The following is a 26,518-nucleotide window of genomic DNA, read 5'->3' on the forward strand; positions in this document are numbered from 1 at the left end:
AAAACATGAAGAGATTTCCGGAAGGTTTTTTATGGGGCGGCGCAACGGCTGCCAATCAGATTGAAGGAGCTTATAAAGAAGGGGGCAAAGGACTTTCTACGGCGGATGTCTCCCCGGACGGCATTATGTCTCCGTTTCATGAGACGGATGATGCGCTGAATCTGTATCACGACGCGATTGATTTTTATCACCGCTATCAAGAGGATATCGCCCTGTTTGCAGAGATGGGCTTTAAAGCGTTCCGCACCTCCATTGCGTGGACGAGAATTTTTCCGAACGGCGATGAAACAGAACCGAACGAAGAAGGGCTGCAATTTTACGACCGTCTTTTTGACGAATTGAGAAAACATCAGATCGAACCGGTCGTCACGATTTCTCACTATGAGATGCCGCTCGGTCTTGTGAAAAACTATGGCGGCTGGAGAAACCGCCGGACGGTCGATTTCTATGAGCGGTACGCCCGGACGGTTTTCACCCGTTATAAAGACAAGGTGAAATATTGGATGACCTTCAATGAAATCAACGTTGTTCTTCATGCTCCGTTTACAGGCGGCGGTCTTATATTCCGGGAAGGCGAAAATAAACAAAACACGATGTACCAAGCGGCCCATCATCAATTTGTGGCGAGCGCGCTGGCGGTAAAAGCCGGCCACGAGATCATCCCGGATTCCCAGATCGGCTGCATGATCGCCGCGACGACGACGTATCCGATGACGCCGAAGCCGGAGGATGTATATGCGGCTTTGCAAAAAGAGCGGAGCACGCTGTTCTTTTCTGATGTGCAGGCAAGGGGCAGCTACCCGGGCTACATGAAGCGCTTCTTTAAAGAAAACGGAATTACGATCGAGATGAAGGAAGGAGACGAGGCGCTACTGAAAGAACATACGGTGGATTACATCGGCTTCAGCTACTACATGTCGATGACGGCCAGCACGGCGCCTGAGGATCTGGCGCAATCTAAGGGAAATCTCCTCGGCGGCGTGAAAAACCCGTACCTGAAATCTTCCGAATGGGGCTGGCAGATTGATCCGAAGGGCTTGCGCATCACCTTAAACACGCTGTACGACCGTTATCAGAAACCGCTCTTCATCGTCGAAAACGGGCTCGGCGCGGTTGATCAGCCGGAGGAGGACGGAACCATTCAGGATGATTATCGAATCAATTATCTGCGTGATCATTTAATAGAGGCAAGAGAGGCGATTGAAGACGGCGTCGACCTGATCGGCTACACGTCGTGGGGGCCGATTGACCTCGTCAGCGCCTCAACGGCAGAAATGAAAAAACGCTACGGCTATATCTATGTCGACCGCGGCAATGACGGAAAAGGCACGTTTGAAAGAAAGAAAAAGAAAAGTTTTTATTGGTATAAAAACGTCATCGCCACAAACGGAGAAAGTCTGTAAGCGCAATGTTCCGGAGAAAGCCGGCAAAATTGACATTCAGCAAAGAGAGGAGGACAATAAAAGCAGAAAGGCGGGATTCATATGTTTAAAAAAATTCTTGCAGCAGTAGACGGTTCAGACATGAGCAGCAAAGCTTTGGACGCAGCGATCCATCTGGCGAAAGAACAGCAGGCTGAACTCACCATTCTCTATGCGGGACGTGAAGCCGTTGTCTCCACATCAGCCCTAACAGGGATTGTCTATGTTCCGGAAAACTTCATTGAAGACATCAAACATGAAGTCGAGCAAAAAGGAGCGGCCATTCTGGAAGATGCCAAGCAGAAAGCGGCAGAAAGCGGGGTAAATGCGGAAAGCCTGTACGTTCAAGGCGAACCTGCGCATCAAATTTTAAACATAGCGAAAGAACAGCATTTCAATCTGATTGTCGTCGGAAGCCGCGGAATCAGCGGATTTAAAGAAATGATGCTCGGAAGCGTGAGCCATAAGGTCTCACAATTGTCTCCTTGTCCTGTACTGATCGTTCATTAAACAGAAGACCCTGCTGATGCGGGGTTTTTTTATGAGAAAAGACCGCCGTCTTTCGAAAAATAGGATGAAATCTTCCTCTGAATCAAGTAAAATGGCTGTTAGTATTTGTCTGAATAAACAGTCAATGATATGGGGGAAGCGAATCAATGCAAGCTGAACAAACATCAAATGCCGTCATCAAAATGGTCATTTCCATGGTCATTTTCGGATCAATCGGCTTTTTCTCGGAACATACGAATGTGCCTTCAATTGAACTGGTCTTTGTGAGATGTCTGTGCGCCTCATTGTTTCTGGGCGTTTGCTGGTTTGGTTCCGGACGGTACCGCACCGAACAATGGAACCGGCGTGAGGTGCTGCAGACACTGGCCTGCGGATTTTTTCTCGTGCTGAACTGGGTGTTTTTATTTAAATCATTTGAGGAGACATCAGTGACGATAGCGATTTCCGTTTATCATCTGGCCCCGGTTCTCGTCCTTCTTCTAGGGAGCCTTATATACCGGGAGAAACTGCATATTGTGTCCGTCACTTCCATCGTAATTTGTTTTCTGGGCACCGCCCTGATTTCCGGCATCAACGGAAATACGTCATTTTCTCAGCTGATGGGATCGGGTATTATTTGGGCCGTGCTGGCCGCCCTTTTTTACGCCTTTACGACACTGGCCGGGAAAGGTATCAACAGTCTCAGCCCATATGCGGTCACCTGTTTGCAGACCGGGTTGGGCGTTATCATTCTTCTCCCGTTCGTCCGTTTCGGCGCTTTTTCTGATTTGTCGCATGTGAACTGGATCATGATTGTGTCAACCGGTATCATTCATACGGGAATTGTGTATTTGCTCTTTTTTGACAGCTTGCGGTTTTTATCCACCCGGTTTATTTCAATCATCGTATTTCTTGATCCGGCGGTGGCGATTGTGCTTGACACCGTATTTACGGGATTTCGCCCCGACCTTTATCAATCTTTGGGGATTGTGATGATTTTTGCGGGGATGGCGCTGTCCTTGATTCGAAAGCAAAAAGCCGTGCCGGCGGAAACTCAGGCAGACAGCACCCGTATATAGGCGGCCGTATCGGCTGCTTTTTTTATTTTGGGGCTTTTCAGCCATAACGAAAAAGCAGACAAACAGATCATGGAAAAAGAGGATAGTAATTGTATAATACTTCATGTGTTTACAATTTAAGAGATTAAAGGAGTGAAGGGCATGAAAAAGAAGACGCGTCATCTCGCTTTCTTGGCTGCACTCGGCTTTGCGCTTTGTCTGGCCATCGTATGTTCCGCATCCAAGCAGGCAGAAGCGGCAGCGGCTTATCCGGATGTGATGCAGGGACTTACCGGATTCGCTGGCAATGCGAAGGATCATAACGGAAAAGCAAAATCCGCCGTATCGGGAGGCCAGGGCGGCCCCGTCGTCTACGTCAGCAATCTCAATGATCTGAAAAACAATGCGGGCGGAACGGACCGCAAAACCATCGTCATCACAAGTGATATTTCTTCCCCGGGTAAAGCCGTTGTGACAGTCGGCGCCAATAAAACCATCGTCGGCTCTTATACCAGCCACAGGCTGACCAACATCTATCTGACCACCGGCTCCGGCTCAAACAATGTGATTTTCAAAAATCTCATTATCAGCCATAATGCCGCCATTACAGGCAACAACGACATTCCGATGTACATAGCGAACGGACAGAATTACTGGATTGACCACGTGTGGTTTGAAGGACACAGCTACAATCCGAACAGCCGCAGCGATTTGGGAAAGCTTCTGTATGTCGGCGCCAAAGCGGATTTTGTGACGCTGTCTAACTCTAAATTCACAGACCATCTGTACGGCCTGATTCTCGGTTATCCGAATGATGATAACGAGGGACGCAATTATATCGGCTATCCGCATATGACGATCACCAACAACTATTTTAATAACGTCTATGTGCGTTCACCGGGCCTGATGAGATACGGCTATTTTCACGCGAAAAACAACTATGTGACCAATTTCAATTTAGGATTCACCATTCATACAAACGCGACTGTCTTCTCAGAAGCCAACTATTTCGGTAACGGAAATGAAAAAGGCGGAATGATAGACGACTACGGGACGGCCCAATTCACCGACATCGGTTCATTCCCGTCGCTCAAAGCCCCGAAATCACCGCGCACCGGCTGGAATCCGAGATCAAATTACAGCTATGGCACGCTTTCAGCCCAGGACGCCAAAAACTTCGCCCAATCCTACGCGGGAGCGCAAAATACAAATCTCCGCTATCCATAATACGAAAAACCGCCGGCAGCCGGCGGTTTTTTTATATGAATAAAAGGTTCAAAATTCCTATAATCCTTAAAATAACCTTAAATACCTAGGGAAATATTGATAAACAATTTCAATAATATTACTATTGTTAAAACTGTGTTGCACAAGAAGTGGAACTTAACTCACCCTAACCGCCAGAATACCGGAGAGTAACATGAAAACATCAACCTGAATAGAAAAACATTTTGAACGAATCGCATTAAACAAATTATGAAACAATCAAGAAACGTTTAGAAAAATGGGATTGAAAATTGAAGCTGCTTTTGGAAGAGTCGGGAGAATACCTATCATTCACTGATATTTTTTTTTGCAGCCTATTTGGGCGGCACCGGCTTTCACGATAATGAAGACGGCTATTGTGTAGATCATTTTGATATATGGGTTTGTGAAAAAAAGTTGTTTTCAGGTAAAGCGGGATATTTATCAGATCTAGAAAGTGATGAAGAAATCGCAGAAGAAATTCAAAACAGGATAAATGAATTGTACTTAGAAGCGGCAGAAATGATTGAAATGTTAAATGAATCCTAGTCTATTAATGTGAAGAGAGGTTCCCAGCCTCTCTCACTCAAAGGGAGGAGACAGCGACCAAAATCGGAGACAGCTGTCTGGAACTTGAAATAACACCAAGAAGGTATCAAGAGGCGGAGGATGATCCTTTTATCTCAACAATGTTTGAAATGTTGGAACATAATAAAGTAATCGCCCGCGATTACTCTGCCGTTTATTAGAAAGTGAATATAAAATGCTGACATCAGTGATCGAAGCGTTATTAGCAGGCAATCAAGACAGGATACGTTTAGAAACAATTGAACCATTTTTTATTTTGAGTATAGATAAAGAAAACGAATATTCGTAATGAAGAGAAGCTAGAACTTTTCGTGTAGACTCTAAAATCAGATCTCAAAGACTCCAAAACTTTAGGGAGATAAACGATGTACAAAACAATAAATGAATGGGTAGATTACATAGATGGGGGGTGCGCTGTCCTTCATTTTGATTTTCAAGTGTTTAAAAAAGAACTTTCACTTAAGATTCAGGTCGTTGAAAATAAAGCCGAATATACGCATAACATTCTTTTTCAAAATGTAGCATCTGTTTATTTCAGTGCAGATATTGGTGATATGAGATTAGAAAAAATAGATCCTGAAGAATACAATTGGCAAGTATTTGAGATGAGTTACCACCCGGAAGGAATCGGTAATCTATCAAATGCTGTAATTCCGGAGTATCAATCAAATGCTAATTTTCTCATTGACATGAACAGAATGCTGATTGCTGTAGAAGCTGAAACAGTTCGCTTTGACGACCAATCATTTTATGCGTATCATTCAAGATCATAAATAAACAAATAAGAGAGGTTCCCAGCCTCTCTTTTCTTACATAACGAAATCGTTCGCGGAGGCAAACATGAACACTCCTTTAAATTTACAAAAAGAATCATTGAGGGCTATAGGGAATCTGGATGTGATTAATCCGCTTAAATACAATTCGATTTATTCATGTGATCTAGTGAGTAAAGATACTTTTTCTCAATTAATGAATGACTTAGAATTCGAAACAGTTCTGATAGAAGTAATGGCATCACCTTCTTTTATTGAAGAATGGAAGAAGAAGGTTGAAAAGAAAATGATAAATATGAATACTGTATCGAAAAAGTTCATTCATATTGAATGTGCCCTAACCAAAGAAGAATTGATGGCAGATCACTTATTAGATGAATTATATTTTTTAGCATCGATCAATGACTTTGTTGTTATAATAGCAAATCCTGCCAAAAATAAGTCCTATATGAACCTGAACACTCAAAAGGTTGATGTAACTACTGAAAATAATGAAAAAATCATTTGGTTTGAATTTGATGCAGCAGATTTATATATCATTGATTAATTTGATATAAATTCCAGATTCTTAATCTATGGAGTGTTGCTGATGTTGAAACTTACCGCGGAGCGGGTTGGGTCATATAAAAGAGAGCACATCATCTATTTCAATGCGGGTCGGGATGATCAGGTATTTATTGTGTCGGTGCACGATCACAAAGTAATATTGGAGGTTATGAAAGGCAGCTCTCTTTTAATCAAAAAAGAGTTACACGGATTTTCTGAAGATGCCCATTTCTATCTGATTGATTCGTATGATAACACAATCGTGATCGTTTACCTGGAAAATCATACGTGTCAATTAGCCGCATACTGCATAAACAGTAATAAAATCAATCCGATTTGTTCTTTTCTATTAAGCGCCAATGTATTTCATCTGGGTGAGGATGGATTATTATGGATCGGATTAACGGACGAGGGTATGTATGATGAGAGAAATCCTCAAGGAAAAGCGATATTTGCTTTTCATGCAGAAGACAGAACGTTTTATTTTGAAGACGATTTTAAAGAAATGATGCATGAATGCTATGCCGTACAATCGATCAAATCTGATTTGTATGTATGTTTCGAGGGAGAGGATTGCTGTGTCATCGGGCATTATCAGATTGGACGGGACAGAATTCGTACTGTTGCAGAATATGTGCTAAACGGCGATCAATACTCCTATTGTGATCAGCTATCCGTTTCGAAAAAAAGGGTGCTTCTGATTCAGAGTCACGAGGATACCCTATTTGCATTTCATGAAGAGAACAAAGGCTTATCAGAGGCTGACGTCATGATACACGGTATTGATAGAAAAGGAGAAACAACGTACAGAGCCGTACAGGACCGCATGTTTATCTTTAGTGATAACGATTTATATCTGGTGAAGTATTAATTACTTCTATGCAGCATACATGCCGGCAGAGTGAAAATATCCTGTAAGGAAGTGTTCAGTGATGAGAGAAAAGTTAATTGACAAGCTTGAGGAAAACAAGAGGCATTTTTTAATGAAACAGGTGCGTGACTCGTTAAGATCTTGTGAAGAATCAGGGTTTGTTTATCAATTAGCTGAGGCAGAACAAAGCAGGCAGATATTTGAGACTATATTATCGAATTCTTTCCCAAGTGCAGTGCGTGAAGTTGATATAAGCGACAAGGAGACAGCCATATCGCTTATTTTAGAAATCATTGCGGATACGGGGGTTGAACGGATGAATGATATTGTTTATCTGTTTCATCCGTATAGTGATGAAGTCGGCGCTATCAAATGTGCGCTGAAGGATTGTGCATGTCATCTGCACTGTCTCATGGATTTTATAGATATTGAAGGCCGGCTGCTTTCTAACAGCTTTATTGTAGTTGAGCCGTCCTTCTCATTTGCTATCTGTTTATTTCACACAGAATACGGCTGTGAGCTTGCGTATAAACCGCCGAAAAGAGGTACAAGATGCATCCCTTTTTTATAAAGAACACAAAGGAATCGGCAGTCTTTCAATCTCAAATATATTCCTTATTTCATGAAGACAAAACGTTGCCCGAACAAGTATTTAAACAACGAAAACATTATTATCTATTCGAGGAATTCCACTGGGTCTTGTCTGAAGAAGGTTGGGAAATGCTCAAAAGTTTGGCGCATCATCATCACGATGAATTTATCTTAATGGCTGTTCTGGAACAACCTGATGATATGAATCGGTTTCACGTGGAATTCGGCTATTTTGACTGGTTAAAGATTCCTTTAAATATAACCGAAGATGAATATCTTTCAATCTTAACTGATTATCCAAAGCACAGTAAAAATGACTGCATAATGAATATTGCATCCCGCGTCGTATGGGCTTCACCGACTTTAAAGTGGGCGATTTACGGAGAGAGAGATTTTGAGATCTGTATTCTAGGCATTGATCAGGAGATTGCGGGAAAAACGTTAGGATCATGGAGGCCCTTAGATAATCATGTTTTAGACTGGGTATCAGTTGTATTCCCGGATCAGATCGTTCGGGATGAATTTCAAAAAAAGCTCGCCGCGCATTATAAATTCAAGGGGCCATGACATGAAAATAAAAATGAATAAGATACACGATGAATCAGTAAAAGGATGTTTTTGTCATTTTGATAACTGCGGGCGTCTGTATCTCGGAAGGCATCAGAATGACGGTCTTTCGTTTACGATCATCGACGAATCCGGCGATAGCCGAGTGATTCATATCGATGAACAAATTCTGTGTGAGGATATTATGCTGTTTCAACAGAGTTTGGCTGACAGGTATGTGTTGATTTACTTTGAATCGCATGAGTATAAAGTGAAGGTACTTTCAGCAGATGGAACAGAACAATGTGCATTTTCTCTGCCTTCAGGGGTTTCATGCAGTCTTTTGGACGAAAAACAAAAGCTGTGGATCGGTTTAAGTGATGAAGGTATTTATAGTGATGAAAATCCTGATGGGCACAGTGTGCTGTGCTATTCATTAGATGGCCGGCTGAAGAAAACTCACATTGATCAGCAGCTTTCGGAAATATACGCGCCCGCGGCAGATGACTGCTATGCACTTGCAGAAAAAGACGGACTGATCTACATGCTGTATTACTCTTATACAGTCATTGCTGCGTTTGATGAAACCGACGTGAAACGAGTTTGGATTATTTCTGATAAAACATATTCCGGGGTTTACGACCAGCTAGCGATTTCTGATGACGGGTTTTGGGTATGCAAAGATGATCATTCACTGTCTCTCATTCCGGCCGATGTCAGTCTGCCGATGCAAGAGGTGACGTGCTGTGATCCGGATGGCGATGAGCTTTCCGGGCATCAGCTGAAGCTGACTGGCAATGCCATTTACGTGGTCTCGAATTCGGGGATTTATAAGCGGGATATCAGTAATTGGAAAGCGGCAAAATGAGATGATGAAATCCAACAGATATTCTTTAAATGATGACGTCATCCGAAACCTGAAATTACACAAAAAAGAATTAGAGGGTCCGCTGCCTTCAGATGCAGGGAGATTCGAAGAATACTTTAAGGGTGCTGCCTGCGCTGGGGATTTTTATGAGTATTTCGCGCTTGTCTGCGGCAGCTTAGATTTTGTGTTGGCGAATAAACAAATGCCTGCACGGCAGCGTAAAGCCTTATATAAATCCTTTTTTGAGCTGTATCCGCAATATGCGCAGCTGAAAAACGCTTTAACGGATTATCCGGAGCTCAGCCGGGAAATCGGGCGGCACGAACGGGCCAGGAGGCTGTTAGTCAGCATTTTAAACAAGAAATGAAAGGCAGGCTTCTAACGTGAAAGAACCCACAATAGCAGAATGTCTGAAAAAGGCTGGTCTGATCCTGAACGGTCAAGCGGCGAGGGAAGAAGTGTCGGATTGGGCGTGCGAGTACGTGGCTGCAGATGATCCGGCGGTTGAGGACGAAACCGTTTGGGAGATGCTCGTATATTTGAGCGGGTTTGATCTGAAAGATTCGCCTGATGCGTATCTGCATACGTTAGAAGAATTAAGAGATTGGGTGCAGGAATATAAAGAAGTTCATGGGGCTTTGTAAGACATGTCAATTCAGGTGAAAAAAAGGAGGCGCAAAATGGAGTGGCACAAACATGAGAAAGCAGTTCTGCTGGGGCCGAATTCGCCGGGTTGTTTTGAATTGACGGAGTTTATGTTCTATACCGGATATAACGAGTATTATGATAAAATCCCGGTGTTTGAGCTGAAGCTGACTGACGGACAGTATGATGCCGTGCTGCGCTTTGAGGATGTGAGGTCTGCCCGGCTGGATGATCTTGAAAGCATCACCGACATCCATCTGGATATCAGCCCGGTCGACGGCGGCTGGGAATCGATCCGCTACTATGTCAATGACGGGGAAGGAAGCATGAGCTTTTATTGCGCCAAATGGGTCGTGCTCGACATGAAGAAAAAGCAGTCCCCCGAACGGCCCGGCAAAACGTCAGGGTAAAGCGGCGGCATTTCGCGTATAATGAGGGGAGCCGGACAGAGAAGGAGTTTAGTCATGAATGAGTTTAATGAATATGCGATCAGCCCCGAGATCCGACGGGCGCTGAATGGCTTGCAATACACCGAGCCGACTGAAGTGCAGCGGCGCGTCATCCCCGCCGCGCTGCAAAAAAAAGACCTCGTCGTCAAATCGCAGACGGGCAGCGGCAAAACCGCGGCCTTCGGCATTCCGATCTGCGAGCTTGCGGAGTGGGAGGAAAACAAACCGCAGGCCCTGATTTTAACGCCGACCCGCGAGCTTGCGGCGCAGATTAAAGAAGATATCACGAATATCGGCCGTTTCAAACGGATAAAAGCCACGGCGGTTTTCGGAAAAGCTTCTTTTGACAAACAGAAAACCGAACTGAAGCAAAAAAGCCACGTCGTTGCCGGAACACCGGGGCGTGTGCTTGATCATATAGAAAAAGGGACGCTGCCGCTTGAGCGGCTGGCGTATGTGGTGATTGACGAAGCGGATGAAATGCTGAATATGGGATTTATTGAACAGGTGGAAGCCATCATTCAGCATCTGCCGAAAAACAGAGTCACCATGCTGTTTTCAGCGACGCTGCCGGATGACGTCGAGAAGCTGAGCCGCACATATATGAAAGACCCTGAATTGATTGAAGTAAAAGCGGAAGGCCTGACGACAAAAGACATTGAGCATTTTGTCACCAGAACAGAAGAAGAGGACAAAACATCTTTGCTGCGTGATGTCCTGATCACCGAAAACCCGGACAGCTGCATCATATTCTGCCGGACAAAAGAAAGAGTCATACAGTTAACCGATGAGCTGGACAGGCTGGGCTACCCTTGCGATAAAATTCACGGCGGCATGGTGCAGGAAGACCGCTTTGACGTCATGAATGAATTCAAGCGCGGCGAGTTCCGCTATCTCATTGCGACCGACGTTGCCGCCAGAGGAATTGATATCGAAAACATCAGCCTCGTCATCAATTATGATATTCCGCTTGAAAAAGAAAGCTATGTGCACCGCACAGGCAGAACGGGCCGCGCCGGACACCGCGGACGGGCCGTTACGTTTGTGACGCCGTCTGAATCGCGGTTTCTGAATGACATTGAGACATATATCGGTTTCCGCATCCAAAAGCGGGAAGCGCCGTCGGAAAAAGAAACAGCGGGACGGAAAGCGGCATTTGCGGAAAAATTGAACGCCCGCCCCGATGCCAAAACAGACAAAAGCGAACAGTTAAACAAAGACATCATGAAACTGTATTTTAACGGCGGGAAAAAGAAAAAACTCAGAGCGGTCGATTTTGTCGGGACGATCGCGAAAATCGACGGCGTTTCAGCCGATGATATCGGGATTATCACGATTCTGGACAACGCATCGTACGTCGAAATTCTGAACGGCAAAGGCCCGCACGTTCTTGACATCATGAAAAATACGACGGTCAAAGGCAAAAAACTGAAAGTCCATAAAGCCAAGAAATAAAAAAAGAAAGCCTGCCGCGCGCAGGCTTTTTTTACGCCGTCTCCTCGGGCACAAACGCAAGGATGCCAATCCCGATTACAAACAAAATGATCAGGCTGAACACGGCGGCTGACGAATTTCCGGTCAGCTGGGCGGTGACGGCAATCAAAAGCGGGCCGATAATCGAAGCGAACTTGCCGAAAATATTATAAAAGCCGAAAAACTCATTGGCGTTCTGTTTGGGGACAAGCTTGGCAAAGTAAGAGCGGCTCAGCGCCTGAATACCTCCTTGGGAAGTGGCGACAAGCATAGCCAAAACCCAGAAATCAAAAGCGGAATCCATAAAATAAGCATACGTGCAGACAATCATATACACGCCGATTCCGACATAAAGCATCGTTTTTCCTTTAAACCGTTCGGCCAGCCGTCCGTACAAAATCGAAAAAGGCGCGGCGACGACCTGTGTGACAAATAAAACAATCAGCAGATTTGCCGCGCTGATGCCGAGGTCAGCCCCGTATGACGTGGACATCGTAATGATGGTGCCGACCCCGTCGATGTAGAAGAAATAGGCGAGCAGAAACAAAAACAGCGCCCGGTGCTTCCTGATCTGCTTCAGCGTGCCGGCCAGCCGTATAAAACTGCTGATCACAAGCCGCGGCTCCCTCTCGATATAATAGCGCTGGCGGACGCGGAGAAGGAGCGGAATCGAAAACAGTCCCCACCATGCCGCCGTAATCAAAAAGGCAATGCGGCCCGCAGTCTGGGCGGACAGCGGAATCACCTCCGCTTGTGCTGACAGAATCACGGCAATGCTGAGGAGAAAAGGGATTGTACTGCCGATATAGCCCAGCCCAAACCCCCTGGCGGACACCATATTCATCCGCTCCTTTGCGGCCACATCAACGAGAAACGCATCATAAAACACATTAGACCCGGCAAAGCCGATCGTAGAAATCGTATAACAAATTAATAACAGCATCCAAGATTCGCCGGGAATCAAAGCCAGCGCGGCGGTGCCCGCCACACCGATCAGAAAAAAGAAGGCAAAAAACCGTTTCTTGCATCCTTTGTAGTCGGCAATCGTTCCTAAGACGGGGCTGAGCATCGCCAAAATAAAAGTCGCGGCGGCAATCGTATAGCCCAAATAAGCGGTGGAATCAGCCGCGCTGACGCCGTTTTCCGCCGCCGCCGCTTTAAAAAACAAGGGAAACACCGCCGTCATAATAATGACCGAATAAGCTGAATTGGCCCAATCATACAGCATCCAGCTGCTTTCTTCTTTCGAAAACCGTTTCATCACACACGCTCCTTCCCAAAAACCGGTTCTCTGCATTATATGCGCCTCTGCCTCATCGTTGGACAATGATTTCTGAACGGCGTTTTCTGATTGACCTGGAGATATTGACCTAGTACAAAAAGGATGTACAATCAAGGTGTAGCAGGTAAATGGTCAGGCGGGAGGGAGACGGAATTGAAGATTGCGAAAGTCATTAATAATAATGTCGTCAGTGTGCTCAAAGAAGGCAATCAGGAATTGGTCATCATGGGCCGGGGCATTGCTTTTCAAAAGAAAACGGGAGATCCGGTAGATGAAGCCCGCATTGAGAAAGTGTTCACTCTCGATAACAAAGATGTATCCGAAAAGTTCAAAACCCTTTTGTATGATATTCCGATCGAGTGTATGGAAGTATCCGAGGAGATTATCAGCTATGCGAAATTACAGCTCGGCAAAAAGCTCAACGACAGCATCTATGTATCGCTGACCGATCATATTAACTTTGCGATCCAGCGCAATAAGAAAGGGCTGGATATCAAAAACGCCTTGCTGTGGGAAACGAAACGGCTGTACAAAGACGAATTTGCAATCGGCAAACAAGCGTTGGCCATGGTGAAAAACAAGACTGGCGTGTCGCTGCCGGAGGATGAAGCAGGCTTTATTGCGCTGCATATTGTAAATGCCGAGCTGAATGAAGAGATGCCCAATATCATCAACATTACAAAAGTCATGCAAGAGATTTTGAGGATCGTAAAATACCATTTTAAGATTGAATTCAACGAAGAATCGCTTCACTATTATCGATTTGTCACCCACTTAAAGTTTTTCGCGCAGCGTCTTTTTAACGGCACACATATGGAAAGCCAGGACGACTTTTTGCTGGAGACAGTGAAAGAAAAATACCATCGGGCGTATGAATGCACGAAGAAAATCCAAACATGCATTGAGAGGGCGTATGAGCACAAGCTCACCAGTGACGAGCTGCTGTATTTAACGATTCACATAGAAAGGGTAGTCAAACAAGCATAATGAAAGCGTTGGCATTTTTGTTTTCTTGTATTCATTTTTTCTTACATTCACATATGATCTTGTTAGGATTGTTACTCATAAGCAGGCAAAACCTAAATTACAATGAGTGCGGATCATCTCTTACTGTGCTGATGGTAATTTAGGTTTTTTTAAGATTCGTTATTATCATTATTCTGACCGATGTTCCCTTTTAACAGAATCATGTATGATCGATAAAGAAATCGCTTTCAAAGAAAGGGGAATGCCGACATGTTTTATCGTATGAAACGAGTGCTGCTCATTCTTGTCACTGGATTGTTTTTGAGTTTGTGTGCGATCACTTCTGCTGCATCAGCTCAAACAGGCGGATCGTTTTTTGAACCTTTTAACAGCTATAATTCCGGTTTCTGGCAAAAAGCAAATGGTTACTCCAATGGAGATATGTTCAACTGCACTTGGCGTGCAAATAATGTATCCGTGACGTCATCAGGTGAAATGCGTTTGGCGCTTACAAGCCCGTCTTATAACAAGTTTGACTGCGGGGAGAACCGCTCCGCTCAAACCTATGGCTATGGACTTTATGAAGTCAGAATGAAACCGGCTAAAAACACGGGGATCGTTTCATCGTTCTTCACTTATACAGGTCCAACGGATGGTACCCCTTGGGATGAGATTGATATCGAATTTTTAGGAAAAGACACGACAAAGGTTCAATTTAATTATTATACAAATGGCGCGGGAAACCATGAGAAGGTTGCGGATCTCGGATTTGACGCGGCCAATGCCTATCATACGTATGCGTTCGATTGGCAGCCGAACTCTATTAAATGGTATGTCGATGGGCAATTAAAACATACTGCGACAAGTCAAATCCCGACAACACCGGGAAAGATCATGATGAACTTGTGGAATGGGATAGGTGTCGATGACTGGCTCGGTTCCTACAATGGTGTAAATCCGCTATACGCTCATTATGACTGGGTGCGCTATACAAAAAAATAATGTACAGAAAAGGATTTCCGCCAGCGGAAATCCTTTTTTAATTAAAACGAAATAATCCCAATCAAAAGCGCCGCAATCGTCATCACAATCGTTGTCCCCACGGCCCATTTGATGGTGAATTTTTGATGGTCGCCAAAGCTGACGCCTGCCATTCCGACCAATAGATAGGTGGATGGCACAAGCGGGCTGAGCAGATGCACCGGCTGGCCCAGCAAGGAGGCTCTTCCGATTTCAGCGGCGTCTATTCCGTAAGCGGAAGCGGCTTCGGCGATGATGGGAAGCACACCGAAGTAAAAGGCGTCATTCGACATGAAAAAGGTGAAAGGCATGCTTGCAATCGCCGTGATCAACGGCAGATGCGGACCCATGGCATCAGGGATGAGGGAAACGAGAGAATGCGCCATCGCATCGACCATTTTTGTGCCTGAGAGAATGCCTGTAAATATGCCTGCCGCAAACACCATTGAGACAACGTTTAACGCATTACCCGCATGCGCCGAAATCCGTTTCTGCTGCTCTTTGACATTTGGATAGTTGATCATCAAGGCGATGGCGAACGCGATCATAAAAAGAACAGGGATGGGAAGCAGGCTGGTGATCAGCGCGGCCATCAGAGCGACAGTCAGCAGCAGGTTAAACCACTGGAGAGCGGGACGCTTCAGCGGCGCCGCCTCCGGATCAGAAGACGGCGCGTGTTCAATCGAAATGATGCCGAGACGCTTCCGTTCTTTTTTTCCGAGGAGATAAGCAACGGCGATCACCCAGAGAACGCCGGCGATCATAGCGGGAATCAGCGGCGTAAAAACTTCTGACGTGTCCAATTTCAAGGAAGCCAAAACCCTCGCCGTCGGCCCGCCCCACGGAATAATATTCATGACGCCCGAACCGAGCATCGCAATCCCCGCCAGCACCAAACGGTTCATGCCGAGCCGTTTGTAAAGGGGCAGCATTGCCGCAATCGTAATCATATACGTTGTTGTCCCATCTCCGTCCAGCGAAATGGTCATCGTCAGAACCGCTGTGCCGATGGCGATTTTTAACGGATCTCCTTTGACAAGCGATAGGATTTTGGCAATGAGGGGATCAAACAAACCTGAGTCAATCATAATGCCGAAATACAGGATGGCGAATAACAGCATGATCCCGGTAGGAGCGAGGTCTGTAACGCCCTGAATCATCATCCCGCCGAGATCTTTGCCAAATCCGCTGATCAGGGCAAACACAACGGGAACGACAATCAAAGCAATAAGAGCGGAAAGCCGGTTAGACATAATAAGGTACATAAAAACAATCATCATCACAAAACCGAGTATGGCAAGCATGATATGACCTCCCCTGTTCAACAGCTGTTTTGGTAAGCGCTTTCACATTTTGTTTCTGTGAAAATGGCTTATTTCAAAATGTGTATGACCGCATATGTAAATACAGACCTAAAATCCTAATGAGCGGATCAGCAGTTTATTTGAAGAACGCCGCGGGTAAATGTGCTGTAGAATGTTTCGTTTTAGAAGGGGGAACTGACATGAGTGATGATCAAAACAAACGAGTAAATGAACACTCAAAGGACGAACAGCTGGAGCAGTACCGATCTGATAACAGCGGCAAAAAAATGACGACCAATCAGGGGCTTCGCGTGTCTGAGGATGAGCATTCTTTAAAAGCGGGCGTCCGCGGCCCCACGCTGATGGAGGATTTTCATTTTCGTGAAAAAATGACGCACTTTGACCACGAGCGGATTCCGGAACGGGTCGTTCATGCGCGCGGGTACGGCGTTCATGGGCATTTTCAGGTGTACGAACCGATGACGGAATATACACGGGCGAAATTTTTGCAGGACCCGTCCGTCAAAACACCTGTTTTCGTCCGTTTCTCAACAGTGGCGGGCTCCAAGGGGTCAGCCGACACCGTCCGTGACGCCAGGGGATTTGCGACGAAGTTTTATACTGAAGAAGGGAACTATGACCTCGTCGGAAACAATATTCCGGTGTTCTTCATTCAGGACGCGATTAAATTCCCGGATCTCGTTCACGCCATAAAACCGGAACCGCACAATGAAATGCCGCAGGCTGCGACGGCTCATGATACGTTCTGGGATTTTGTCGCAAACAATCCTGAATCCGCGCACATGGTCATGTGGACGATGTCTGACCGCGGCATCCCGCGAAGCTATCGGATGATGGAGGGCTTCGGTGTGCATACGTTCCGTTTCGTCAACGAGAAAGGAAAAGCGCGCTTTGTCAAATTCCACTGGAAACCCGTGCTCGGCGTTCATTCCCTCGTATGGGATGAAGCGCAGAAAATTGCCGGGAAAGATCCCGATTTCAACAGGCGCGATCTGTGGGAAACGATTGAAAACGGCGGCAAAGTCGAGTATGAGCTCGGTGTTCAGATGATTGACGAAGAAGATGAATTTAAATTTGATTTCGATATCCTTGATCCGACGAAGCTGTGGCCGGAGGAGTTGGTTCCCGTCAAGCTGATCGGAAAAATGACCCTCGACCGCAATCAGGACAATGTCTTTGCGGAAACGGAACAGGTCGCCTTTCATCCGGGAAATGTCGTGCCGGGCATTGATTTCACCAATGATCCGCTCCTGCAGGGACGGCTTTTCTCTTATACAGATACACAGCTCATCCGTCTTGGCGGGCCGAATTTTCACGAGATTCCGATCAACCGGCCGGTCTGCCCGTTCCATAACAACCAATACGACGGCTACCACCGGATGACGATTAATAAGGGCCCTGTCGCCTATCATAAAAATTCTCTGCAGAACAATGATCCGTCGCCGGCCTCAGAAGAAGAAGGCGGATACGTTCATTACCAGGAAAAAGTAGAAGGCAGAAAAATCCGCCAGCGCAGTGAGAGCTTCAATGACTATTTTTCTCAGGCCAAGATGTTCTGGAACAGCATGTCTCCCGCCGAAAAAGAACATATCATCTCCGCGTTCTGTTTTGAGGTCGGAAAAGTGAACAGCAAGGATGTGCAGCAGCAGGTGGTTGATGTCTTCAGTCATGTCGACGCCGGGCTTGCCGAGCGTGTTGCGAAAGGAATCGGCGTGAACCCGCCGCCGAAGGACCGTGAATCTGATGAAACGTTCACTTCCCCTGCCTTAAGCCAGGAAAACACGGTGAAGACGGCAGCGACAAGGCAGGTTGCGGTTTTAACCGACCACGGGTTTTCTGATGAGAAAGTCAAACAAGTGCTTGACGCATGCAAACAGGCGGGAGTCAGAGCCGATATCATCAGCCCCGCGCTGGGAACCGTCAAGGGAGAAAACGGTACGGAGCTCGAAGCGTCAGCCACTTTCCTGACAGTGGATTCCGTCCTGTACGACGCTGTTTTCATTCCGGGCGGAAAACAAAGCACAGACAGCCTCAAAGCCCAAAAATCGGCCAGAGACTTCGTCAACGAAGCTTTCAGTCATTACAAAGCGATCGGCGCCTCCGGTGAAGGAAAAGAACTTCTCGCCCTCGCCGCCGGAACCGAAAGCGGCCCCGGTCTTGTTCCGGACGGAAACCATGAACAATTTCTGAAAGCCGTGGCTGAGCATCGGCATTGGGACAGAAACGTATAAGAATGAAAAAGCGCCTTTGATGAGAGGGGCGCTTTTTTCTTGTGAAAGAATATTGGGAGAAAACGAAAATTGCTTCCGTGCGAATCCGTACCTTCCGCTGTCCGGGACATTCAGACAACAGGTTTAGAGAGTCAGGGTATGCGCTATTTAAAGCAGGCGGGTTGATGAAATAATATGTTTCACCCTCTTTGGTTTACTTCCGCCCTGTGTTTGTGTATCTTAGGGGTAGATTTTCTGGAGGAGCGATTGATAGTGAAGCCGTTTACCGAAAAACAACTCGAAGAATATTACCGGCGTGACGAAAACATGATGATTTTGGTGTTTGCCCAATGGTGCGTCAATCATGACCTTGATCCGATGGCCATTTACAGCAAAGCTTACCCCGGACAGCCTTTAAACGAAGAGCTGCGAAAAACGGCTGAAGAGCTTGTCGTGCCGAAGGAGGAATCAGAACCGATTCCTGATCAAACCGTCATCGGCGTTTTGGAGATGTTCGGCAACTCCGATTTGGCGGAAGCCGTTTATGAAGCCATTGCACAAAGACCTTCACGGTAAAAGAGGCGTGGATTATCCATGTCTCTTTTTTTCATGGAGAAAATGTGAAAGAAGGCCCAGAAACAATTTGCTGATCTGCGCTGTCTATAGAGTGTAATCCGTTTTCAAAAGGGGAACGGTAATGAAAAGGAGGAGTTGTGATGAAAAAGGCATTCAAAATGATGGCGGCCGTGCTCTTAACCGTGCTGACAGCCGCGCCGTTCGGAGGTTTCGCGCCTTCAGCCGAGGCCGCGCAAACTGCAAAGCCCGTCGTCAAAAGCCAGACGTATAAGCATGTAAAGCAGCTGACGTACCCCGAGGTCACAAATACGGGAAACGCATCTTTTGAAAAGAAAATCAATCAGGACTTCAAACGCTATATTGAAAACTCGTACAAAGAATATGTAAAAAACAAAAAAGACGGTGAAAAACAAGGCTACAAAGCGGAATACCAGGCAGATTTCAAGGTGAAGTATAATCAAGACGGCAAGCTCAGCATTCAGACGGAAAACTACAGTTACACAGGCGGCGCACACGGGCTGACAGCCGTTCAGACCTTTAATTACGACCTGGCCGCAAAAAAACGGGTCACACTCAATGATGTGCTCAATACAAAAACGAAAGCCAACAAAACGAGAGACTATCTTTACGGCTACATCAAGAAACATGACGATCTGTTTGACCAGGACGTCAAAAAACAAGAGATCATCCTCAATAACGAAAGACCTTTCTTCTTTACGAAAAACGGCATTGCCGTTGTGTTTGGACAATATGATCTCGGACCGTACGCGGCAGGAATCCGGGACGTTTTCGTGCCTGCATCCGTCTATCAATAAAAAAAAGCGATATCACTCCAAAACGGAGCGGTATCGCTTTTTTTCTTTTACCAGACAAACAATCCGACAATCGCCGCGCTCAATAAGGAAACGGCAATTCCGCTGACAAGCAGCTTCCAGACGTTTTTTCCGATGATGGCTGACTTTTCACCATCAAGCAGAGATTGATAAGATCCGTAGATCATACCGATGGTGCTGAAGTTTGCGAATGATGTCAGGAATGTCGTAGCCACGGCAATCGTGTGCGGCGGAAGTGATTTCAGCTGCCCTTTCAGATCGGCCATTGCCACAAATTCATTCGTCGCGAGCTTGATGCCCATCAGCTGTGCGACATACATCGCGTCATGTACGCCTAATCCGAGAAGGAAGGCAAACGGACTGAAGATGTATGAGAAAATCTTTTGAATGGTCAAACCGTGCATGAACAGTCCGAGTACGCCGTTTAACGCAGCCGTTAACGCCACATAGCCGATTACCATCGCTAAAATGACAATGACCATGTTCATGCCGACAAGCATACTGTTAGAAATCGTGGAGAAGAAGTCTTTTTTCTCCGCTTTTGAAGGAACGTAAATAATATCATCCTCTTTAGAAACGTCCACGGGATTCAGCATATTGGCGATTAAAAGCGCATTTAAGCAATTCAGCGGGATGGCTGTAAACACATAAGTGGACGGAACCATCGTCAAATACGATCCGATGATCGAGCCGCTGATGCTGCTCATGCTCATCAGCCCGAAAGTCAGAAGCCGATTGTTGCTGACGGCGGCAAGCTGCTGGCGGATGACGGCTAAAGCTTCCGTATTTCCTAAAAACATCATCTGGATGGAGAAAAAGCTCTCCAGCTTCGGCAGACGGGATATTTTAGAAATCAGCCAGCCGATTTTATCAATGAGCCACGGCAGAATACCGAAATACGACAGCATATCAAAGAAGGTCACGACGAAGATAATCGGCAGCAATGCGCTGAAGAAAAAATCAACCGTCGGGTTCGCCATGACAGACGGAAAGGCGAACGCAATCCCTTGACTGGCGCAGGAAATCAGCCATGTAAAGAACGCGCCGATCTTCCCGATGACAAAGCCGCCGACTTTTGTCCCTAACATAAACCAAGTAATCAGAAACTCAAAGACGAGGAGCATGACAATCGGACGCCATTTAATCTTCTTCTTGTTGGGAGAGCATAAGAAAACAACAGCCATGACAACAATGAGACCGACAATGTTCAATAAAAAGTACATGTGAGCAACTCCTATAAGGGTATTATGGAAATAAAAAAAGCTCTTATTCGTCACAAATTCCTGAAAGCCAGAAAGTGTGATAAATAAGAGCCAAAAGAAAAGAATAGACTGACAGCATCATATGCTTTTCACTCGTTCAAATTTATGCAAACTTTCTTGTAGTCTAGTCTTTTACGGCACTAGGTAGAAACAATCAGACCATATTACTGATCATATACAAGAATAACGATATTACATGAGATAGCAGTATTTTATCGTTTCAATTTTTGAAAATCAACCTTTTTAGATATTTTCAAAATAATAAATTTATATTATAAATAAAGAAAATAAAGGATGTTCACAAGTAATTGGATAATAAAGGTATAAAAAGCCCCCGAAAAACAGTTCCGGTTCATTGTAAAGACGGGATGCAGCTGATAAAATGGATCTGAGGGCACCGCCTTCAAAAGACGGCAGAAAAGGGGTCATTTTCATGATCATTCAGTTCATTCGTTACAGATAATGAGAGGTATAGATAAATAGGTTAAACTTCCAATTTTGCGAGGTTTATTTGTCTATGCCTTTTTCATTTCATCGGAATAACGAATGAATGAGGTGTTTTTATTGACGTCTATAAAAAGAAAACGCGCGGAATTACTGCAATCATGCCAGTCCGTATTCAGGTGTCCGCTATGCCGTTCGGCCATGGCGGTCTCACAATACAAAAGCTTGATGTGCGGACACGGGCATACATTTGATATATCAAAGCAAGGATATGTGAATTTCCTCAATAAATCGGTCAAAACCCGCTATGACAGGCAGCTGTTCGAAGCGAGACGCGCTCTTTTTGACAGCCGGGAATTTTTTGGGCCGGTTCAAAAGGAGATCGCCGCCATCATCAGCCGCATTCAATCTCCGCAAACAACGGCGGCGATATTGGATGCGGGATGCGGAGAAGGCACTCATTTAGCCGCCGTATGCAAATGGCTTCAGCCCGCTTTTTCCGTGACGGGAATGGGCATTGATCTCTCGAAAGAAGGTGTGCTGCATGCCGCAAAGGCCTTCGGGGATCATTTGGTTTTTGCCGTCGCTGATGTCGCGGATGCGCCGTTTGCCGACAGCTGTTTTGATATCGTGATGTCTGTTTTATCACCTTGGAATTACAAGGAATGCAGCAGGCTTTTACGAAAGGGCGGCACAGTCATTAAAGCGGTGCCGCGGCGTGATTATTTGAAGGAAGTAAGGGAATTCTTCTTCGGAGACAGTCCTCGGCGGAATGACACCGCCGATTCTGCGGCCGGACGATTCCAAGCGGGCTTTCAAACCTTTGAGCGCAAACGGCTGTGTTACACGAAGCCCTTATTGCAGCCTGACCTCGAGCGGCTTGTGAAAATGACGCCCTTAACATGGAAATGTACTGATGAAAGCATCCGGCGGTTTATCAGCCGAAAAGCGGCGGATATTACGATAGATATCGATATTTTAATCGGAAACGGTCCTCTGTAAACAGAAAAGACACGCTGATCGCGTGTCTTTTTTTTTATTTCCAGACTTCACCGGCAATGTTGACGACATGGCGCAGTTTCGCCCATTGCTGTTCTTCTGTGATCAGGTTTCCTTCCTCAGTGGAGGCGAATCCGCATTGCGGGCTGAGGCAAAGCTGATCCAGGCTGACATATTGTGAAGCTTCTTCAATCCGGCGTTTAATCGCGTCCTTGTCTTCAAGTTCGCCATGTTTTGATGTAATCAATCCAAGCACAAGCTGAAGATCAGAGCGTTTGACATAGCGGAGCGGTTCAAAGCCGCCGGAGCGGGAATCATCATATTCCAGGAACAATCCGTCAAGGTCAAGCCCGTCAAAAATCGTTTCAGCCGCTGCATCATAGCCGCCTTCAGCCGTCCATGTGGATTGGAAGTTGCCGCGGCAGATATGCATCGTAACCTTCAGATCGTCAGGGCGGTCCTTGATGGCGTCATTAATGGAAGCGGCAAACAGCTTGCGCAGCTCATCCGGCGTTGTGCCGAAATCTTCAATCTGACGAAGCCCCGCTTCCGATAAGAAAACGGCCCATGCGGTGTCATCAAGCTGAAGGTAGCGGCACCCGGCGTCATAGAAAGCCTGAATCGCTTTTTTATACGCTTTTGACACATCGTGCTGAAATTGTTTGTAATCATTCTGGTAGGCCGCTTTTTCCAATTTTCCGCGGAAAAACAGCATATTCGGACTTGGGATGGTCATTTTCGGAACAGCATCGCCGGCAATGCTGTGCAGGAATTTATAATCTTCGAGCATCGGATGCTGAGAAAAATCAATATCTCCCGTTACTTTAATGCCGCGCGCTTTCGTCTGTACGTTGTGAAACTGAATGCCGCTTTCAGGCGTAAATGCCTCAACCCCGTCTAAATTTTCGAGAAAATCAAAATGCCACCAGGCACGGCGGAATTCGCCGTCAGTCACGACATTGAGGCCGGTTTCTTTCTGCTTTTCCACGCTGCGGATGATTTCTCTGTTTTCGATTTCGCGCAGCTGTTCTGCTGAAATCTCACCTGCCGCTCTTTGCAGGCGGGCTTGCTTCACAGCCGCCGGCCGCAGCAGGCTTCCGACCTGATCTGCGCGAAACGGCGGGTTTTTTCTTAGAAGAGTATGCAATGGTTGTTCTGTGTTTTGCTGTGACATGAACGATTCCTTCTTTCCTGATGAAATATAAAAAAACTCTTCCCTCGGATAGGGAAGAGCTTGCGTCCGCAAATCTCAACCTTATCTTCAGGATTTAGCACCATTCTGCTGAACAGCGGTTGCCGGGTATCATAGGGCCAGTCCCTCCACCTCTCTTGATAAGGAAATATGCTATTTTTCAGAATAAACTGTAATACTCTTAATCTTAGTATATTATCTTATATTGTCAATATATTTCGATAAATATTTTTATTTGTCACCCTCAAATAGAATCATATCTATCACGATGGCGATCGCAAGACAAAGAGCAATATCCTCTTCCTTTTCAATCTGCAAATGATAGGAATCGCCCCAGCTCATCCATGATTTGGTGACGGTCATCCGGTTTGATTTTCCGTCTGTCACTTGAAAATTCCGGCCCCACACATCGCCGGTAAGATCCCAGCCGAGTCCGGAAATTTCAAATTTCGGTTTGAAAAACGTGACTTTCTTGATGACTTGGCAGACGGGTTTGCCGCTGACGGAAATCTCGTAACGGGGAACGAGCGACATCAGTTTCTGATTGACGCTGGCGAGCGTGCGGCCGTCCAAATCAGTCAGCTTCAGTTCATCACCGAATGAAAACAGCTTTCCTTCAACATTGTAGACTTCTTTTCCGCTTTCAAGAAACACTTGAAAACGATTCTTAAACGTAAACATTCGCTCTTTGATGTAAAAATGGTACATAAAAAAACTCCTTTTTTATGTTGTACGAAAAAAGGAGGCGGAAGGTTTCATATCGGCCGGGTGCATAAAAAAAGGCTGCCGATTTTGCGGCAGCTGTCGTTTTTATGATAGCGGCATCCGGCGTTTTTGACGGATCGCATTTAAGTCAATGATGTTATTCGTGTCGGCAGCTGTCACCAGCGGGCTTGTCTTTGGCGTTTTCCGGCGGTTGTCCTTACTGAAAGAGAAAACAAGATACCCTGTCAAAGCAGCGAAAATAAGTAGCATCATTTTACATACCTCCCAAAAAAAGTTTTGGTATTATTATTGTACGAAAAAATAAACGAAAAGTATTCAAACAATTGTCACTTTTTTAAAAAATAACGTCATTTTCCGTAAAAATGACTATGGGTTGAAGAAATTTTTCTCTTGTTGTGGTTCTATAGATTGTATCGGATGATGAATGATGATCGTTTATATAACTTTTTCACTATTTTTTTCAAGTGTCTAATTAACTACTTCAGTGTTTTCGTTTGCCTTGTGTTATTCAGTACCCTAAAAAACCTTATGATATGCAAAATAACTGCTTCTAACAGATGACTGCGAGTTGACAGCGCTTTCTTTATTTTTTTAACGAAAACGAGATGTTATCTTAAAAAAATCGTTTGAACATTTTCCGCAGTTTTTTAAAAGGGTTTGATTTTGTCTCCAGTACACGCGGGTCTTTTAAGGTTTTTTTCAATTCTTTCGCTACAGTCCCTCTTGCCATAGTCTTCACTCCTTCTTTCCATTTCATACCTTATATACGGAAAGAAAGAAGGAAAGGTTTCATGTGAAAGAAAAAACCAAAGCAGGGGGCTTTGGTTTTAAGCGCGCTCTTCAAAGAGCCTGGCGATTTCAACAATGACGTTTACCGCCTTTTCCATATGATCGACGGAAATGTATTCATATTTTCCGTGGAAGTTTTGGCCGCCCGTGAAAATGTTCGGTGTCGGCAGTCCCATGTAAGAGAGCTGTGAGCCGTCGGTTCCGCCCCGGATCGGTTCGATAATCGGTTCGATGTCGAGGTTTTTCATGGCTTGATACGCGACATCGACTATCTCTTTGACCGGTTCGATTTTTTCTCTCATGTTGTAATATTGATCACGCAGTTCAAGCTTGGTGCTTTCCTTTCCGTATTTGGCCGCCAGCGCATCGGCGGTTTTCTGCATATATTCTTTTCGTTCTGCGAAGCGGTCTCTGTCAAAGTCTCTGATGATGTACGACAGGGCGGCTTCAGAAACGTCTCCGTCCATGGAAAGTAAATGATAGAAGCCTTCATACCCTTCCGTATATTCCGGCGCTTCTTCTTTCGGCAGCGCGTGATGAAATTCCATCGCGATTTTTGAAGCGTTGACCATTTTGTTTTTCGCCGTTCCCGGGTGGACGCTTTTTCCGTAACAAGTAAGCTTTGCGGCGGCTGCGTTAAAGCTTTCATATTGCAGTTCGCCGAGGGGGCCTCCGTCTATCGTGTAGGCGAACGCGGCGTTGAAGCGGCCGACATCGAATTTGTGAGGGCCTCTGCCGATTTCTTCATCAGGCGTGAACGCGACCCGGATCGTTCCGTGCTTGATGTCCGGATGTTTGATCAAGTACGCCATTGCCGTCATGATTTCGGCAATGCCCGCTTTGTTGTCGGCTCCGAGCAGCGTCGTGCCGTCTGTTGTAATCAGCGTCTGGCCTTTATAGCGGGAAAGCTCCGGGAATTGCTCAGGCGACAGGACGACATTGAGTTTGTCATTCAGAACGATATCATGCCCGTCGTAGCTTTCAATAATCTGAGGATTCACATTTTTTCCGGTAAAATCGGTCGCGGTGTCCACGTGAGCCAGAAAACCGACAGTCGGCACGTCTTTATCCGTATTCGCCGGCAGAGTCGCCATGACGTACCCGTTGTCATCGACTGTAATTTCTGTCATGCCGATCGACTTTAATTCATCTGCCAGCATGTTGGCCAATGTCAGCTGGCCGGGGGTTGAAGGGCAGTTTTCATTGTTTTCGTCAGACTGTGTATCGACTTTTACGTAAGAGGTAAAGCGTTCAATGATTTCATTTTTCATACCGTCATCTCCTTTGTCTTATCTTACCATGCGCGGGGGAGGGATTTCTATTTCACAACC

The 26,518-nt window shown here is 45.7% G+C and carries 28 protein-coding genes, 1 pseudogene and 2 riboswitches; of the genes and pseudogenes, 22 read left to right on the forward strand and 7 right to left on the reverse strand.

Features of this window, described 5'->3' with window-relative positions:
• The first annotated feature begins 5 nt into the window (after window positions 1-5).
• From G9F48_RS05855 to G9F48_RS05925, 16 genes and pseudogenes are all read left to right on the forward strand, one after another.
• Window positions 6-1,403: a 6-phospho-beta-glucosidase gene (locus tag G9F48_RS05855; protein WP_165409198.1), complete on the forward strand. Its 1,398-nt coding sequence runs from the start codon at window positions 6-8 to the stop codon at window positions 1,401-1,403.
• A gap of 81 nt (window positions 1,404-1,484) precedes the next feature.
• The gene (locus tag G9F48_RS05860) at window positions 1,485-1,931 is read left to right on the forward strand and encodes a universal stress protein (protein WP_017418568.1); all 447 of its coding nucleotides are present in this window, start codon (window positions 1,485-1,487) and stop codon (window positions 1,929-1,931) included.
• A gap of 146 nt (window positions 1,932-2,077) precedes the next feature.
• Window positions 2,078-2,989 (forward strand): DMT family transporter, encoded by a 912-nt coding sequence (locus tag G9F48_RS05865; RefSeq protein ID WP_064107995.1) that lies wholly within the window; start codon window positions 2,078-2,080, stop codon window positions 2,987-2,989.
• Window positions 2,990-3,130: 141 nt separating this feature from the next.
• The gene (locus G9F48_RS05870) at window positions 3,131-4,195 is read left to right on the forward strand and encodes a polysaccharide lyase family 1 protein (RefSeq protein ID WP_094247371.1); all 1,065 of its coding nucleotides are present in this window, start codon (window positions 3,131-3,133) and stop codon (window positions 4,193-4,195) included.
• Window positions 4,196-4,552: 357 nt separating this feature from the next.
• The gene (locus G9F48_RS05875) at window positions 4,553-4,762 is read left to right on the forward strand and encodes a hypothetical protein (RefSeq protein WP_015387497.1); all 210 of its coding nucleotides are present in this window, start codon (window positions 4,553-4,555) and stop codon (window positions 4,760-4,762) included.
• A 62-nt stretch (window positions 4,763-4,824) separates the two neighbouring features.
• Window positions 4,825-5,186, forward strand: a pseudogene (locus tag G9F48_RS19700) (hypothetical protein).
• The gene (locus tag G9F48_RS05880; protein WP_101562564.1) at window positions 5,167-5,574 is read left to right on the forward strand and encodes a YxiG family protein; all 408 of its coding nucleotides are present in this window, start codon (window positions 5,167-5,169) and stop codon (window positions 5,572-5,574) included. Before G9F48_RS19700 ends, G9F48_RS05880 begins: the two are co-directional and overlap by 20 nt.
• A 67-nt stretch (window positions 5,575-5,641) precedes the next feature.
• A complete protein-coding gene (locus tag G9F48_RS05885; RefSeq protein WP_165409199.1) occupies window positions 5,642-6,121 on the forward strand; it encodes a hypothetical protein in 480 nt (159 codons plus the stop codon).
• A 42-nt stretch (window positions 6,122-6,163) separates the two neighbouring features.
• A complete protein-coding gene (locus G9F48_RS05890; RefSeq protein ID WP_165409200.1) occupies window positions 6,164-6,991 on the forward strand; it encodes a hypothetical protein in 828 nt (275 codons plus the stop codon).
• A 61-nt stretch (window positions 6,992-7,052) separates the two neighbouring features.
• On the forward strand, window positions 7,053-7,562 hold the full coding sequence (locus G9F48_RS05895) for a YxiF family protein (protein ID WP_165409201.1): 510 nt from the start codon (window positions 7,053-7,055) through the stop codon (window positions 7,560-7,562).
• Window positions 7,544-8,149: a hypothetical protein gene (locus G9F48_RS05900; protein ID WP_165409202.1), complete on the forward strand. Its 606-nt coding sequence runs from the start codon at window positions 7,544-7,546 to the stop codon at window positions 8,147-8,149. The genes G9F48_RS05895 and G9F48_RS05900 overlap by 19 nt, the downstream gene beginning before the upstream one ends.
• Before the next feature lies 1 nt (window position 8,150).
• A complete protein-coding gene (locus G9F48_RS05905) occupies window positions 8,151-8,996 on the forward strand; it encodes a DNA-binding protein (RefSeq protein ID WP_165409203.1) in 846 nt (281 codons plus the stop codon).
• Between the two features lies 1 nt (window position 8,997).
• Window positions 8,998-9,363, forward strand: coding sequence for a YxiJ family protein (locus G9F48_RS05910; RefSeq protein ID WP_165409204.1), 366 nt, complete (start codon window positions 8,998-9,000; stop codon window positions 9,361-9,363).
• Between the two features lie 16 nt (window positions 9,364-9,379).
• Complete coding sequence (locus G9F48_RS05915) at window positions 9,380-9,640, forward strand: DNA-binding protein (protein WP_165409205.1); 261 nt, start codon at window positions 9,380-9,382, stop codon at window positions 9,638-9,640.
• A 36-nt stretch (window positions 9,641-9,676) separates the two neighbouring features.
• Window positions 9,677-10,051 (forward strand): hypothetical protein, encoded by a 375-nt coding sequence (locus G9F48_RS05920; RefSeq protein ID WP_165409206.1) that lies wholly within the window; start codon window positions 9,677-9,679, stop codon window positions 10,049-10,051.
• Window positions 10,052-10,105: 54 nt separating this feature from the next.
• A complete protein-coding gene (locus G9F48_RS05925; RefSeq protein ID WP_165409207.1) occupies window positions 10,106-11,545 on the forward strand; it encodes a DEAD/DEAH box helicase in 1,440 nt (479 codons plus the stop codon).
• Window positions 11,546-11,576: 31 nt separating this feature from the next.
• Here G9F48_RS05925 and G9F48_RS05930 read toward each other — a convergent pair whose 3' ends face one another.
• Complete coding sequence (locus G9F48_RS05930) at window positions 11,577-12,827, reverse strand: MFS transporter (RefSeq protein WP_165409208.1); 1,251 nt, start codon at window positions 12,825-12,827, stop codon at window positions 11,577-11,579.
• 171 nt (window positions 12,828-12,998) lie between these two features.
• Here G9F48_RS05930 and licT point away from each other — a divergent pair, with 171 nt between their 5' ends.
• Both licT and bglS read left to right on the forward strand, forming a co-directional pair.
• On the forward strand, window positions 12,999-13,832 hold the full coding sequence (licT, locus tag G9F48_RS05935) for a BglG family transcription antiterminator LicT (RefSeq protein ID WP_070082586.1): 834 nt from the start codon (window positions 12,999-13,001) through the stop codon (window positions 13,830-13,832).
• Window positions 13,833-14,081: 249 nt separating this feature from the next.
• Window positions 14,082-14,813, forward strand: a complete 732-nt coding sequence (gene bglS / locus G9F48_RS05940; RefSeq protein ID WP_003150769.1) for a beta-glucanase — start codon at window positions 14,082-14,084, stop codon at window positions 14,811-14,813.
• 41 nt (window positions 14,814-14,854) lie between these two features.
• On the opposite strand, the gene citH is transcribed toward bglS, so the two are convergent.
• On the reverse strand, window positions 14,855-16,135 hold the full coding sequence (citH, locus tag G9F48_RS05945; protein ID WP_146283933.1) for a citrate transporter CitH: 1,281 nt from the start codon (window positions 16,133-16,135) through the stop codon (window positions 14,855-14,857).
• A gap of 200 nt (window positions 16,136-16,335) precedes the next feature.
• On the opposite strand from citH, the gene G9F48_RS05950 reads away from it, so the two are divergent.
• From G9F48_RS05950 to G9F48_RS05960, 3 genes are all read left to right on the forward strand, one after another.
• Window positions 16,336-18,387 carry a catalase gene (locus tag G9F48_RS05950; protein ID WP_103526494.1) on the forward strand — a complete coding sequence of 684 codons (2,052 nt, stop codon included), beginning with the start codon at window positions 16,336-16,338 and terminating at the stop codon, window positions 18,385-18,387.
• Between the two features lie 306 nt (window positions 18,388-18,693).
• A complete protein-coding gene (locus tag G9F48_RS05955) occupies window positions 18,694-18,942 on the forward strand; it encodes a hypothetical protein (RefSeq protein ID WP_046341506.1) in 249 nt (82 codons plus the stop codon).
• Between the two features lie 140 nt (window positions 18,943-19,082).
• Complete coding sequence (locus G9F48_RS05960; RefSeq protein WP_165409209.1) at window positions 19,083-19,757, forward strand: DUF3298 and DUF4163 domain-containing protein; 675 nt, start codon at window positions 19,083-19,085, stop codon at window positions 19,755-19,757.
• Between the two features lie 47 nt (window positions 19,758-19,804).
• Here the strand turns inward: G9F48_RS05960 and G9F48_RS05965 are convergent, their stop codons facing one another.
• Window positions 19,805-20,998, reverse strand: a complete 1,194-nt coding sequence (locus tag G9F48_RS05965) for a NupC/NupG family nucleoside CNT transporter (protein ID WP_003150774.1) — start codon at window positions 20,996-20,998, stop codon at window positions 19,805-19,807.
• 139 nt (window positions 20,999-21,137) lie between these two features.
• Window positions 21,138-21,238, reverse strand: a riboswitch (purine riboswitch).
• Window positions 21,239-21,601: 363 nt separating this feature from the next.
• Here G9F48_RS05965 and G9F48_RS05970 point away from each other — a divergent pair.
• On the forward strand, window positions 21,602-22,483 hold the full coding sequence (locus G9F48_RS05970; RefSeq protein ID WP_165409210.1) for a methyltransferase domain-containing protein: 882 nt from the start codon (window positions 21,602-21,604) through the stop codon (window positions 22,481-22,483).
• Between the two features lie 34 nt (window positions 22,484-22,517).
• On the opposite strand, the gene G9F48_RS05975 is transcribed toward G9F48_RS05970, so the two are convergent.
• The 4 genes from G9F48_RS05975 to pepT all read right to left on the reverse strand — a co-directional run bounded on the left by G9F48_RS05975 (window position 22,518) and on the right by pepT (window position 26,458).
• Window positions 22,518-23,654: a 5-methyltetrahydropteroyltriglutamate--homocysteine S-methyltransferase gene (locus tag G9F48_RS05975; RefSeq protein WP_079004947.1), complete on the reverse strand. Its 1,137-nt coding sequence runs from the start codon at window positions 23,652-23,654 to the stop codon at window positions 22,518-22,520.
• Window positions 23,655-23,732: 78 nt separating this feature from the next.
• Window positions 23,733-23,819, reverse strand: a riboswitch (SAM riboswitch).
• A gap of 84 nt (window positions 23,820-23,903) precedes the next feature.
• On the reverse strand, window positions 23,904-24,380 hold the full coding sequence (locus G9F48_RS05980; protein WP_044052789.1) for an LURP-one-related/scramblase family protein: 477 nt from the start codon (window positions 24,378-24,380) through the stop codon (window positions 23,904-23,906).
• Window positions 24,381-24,482: 102 nt separating this feature from the next.
• On the reverse strand, window positions 24,483-24,650 hold the full coding sequence (locus G9F48_RS05985) for a hypothetical protein (protein ID WP_003150808.1): 168 nt from the start codon (window positions 24,648-24,650) through the stop codon (window positions 24,483-24,485).
• Window positions 24,651-25,225: 575 nt separating this feature from the next.
• A complete protein-coding gene (gene pepT / locus G9F48_RS05990) occupies window positions 25,226-26,458 on the reverse strand; it encodes a peptidase T (protein ID WP_165409211.1) in 1,233 nt (410 codons plus the stop codon).
• Window positions 26,459-26,518 lie beyond the last annotated feature (60 nt).

This window comes from Bacillus sp. EKM420B (genome assembly GCF_011065565.1).
In the GTDB taxonomy this organism is placed as follows: domain Bacteria; phylum Bacillota; class Bacilli; order Bacillales; family Bacillaceae; genus Bacillus; species Bacillus velezensis.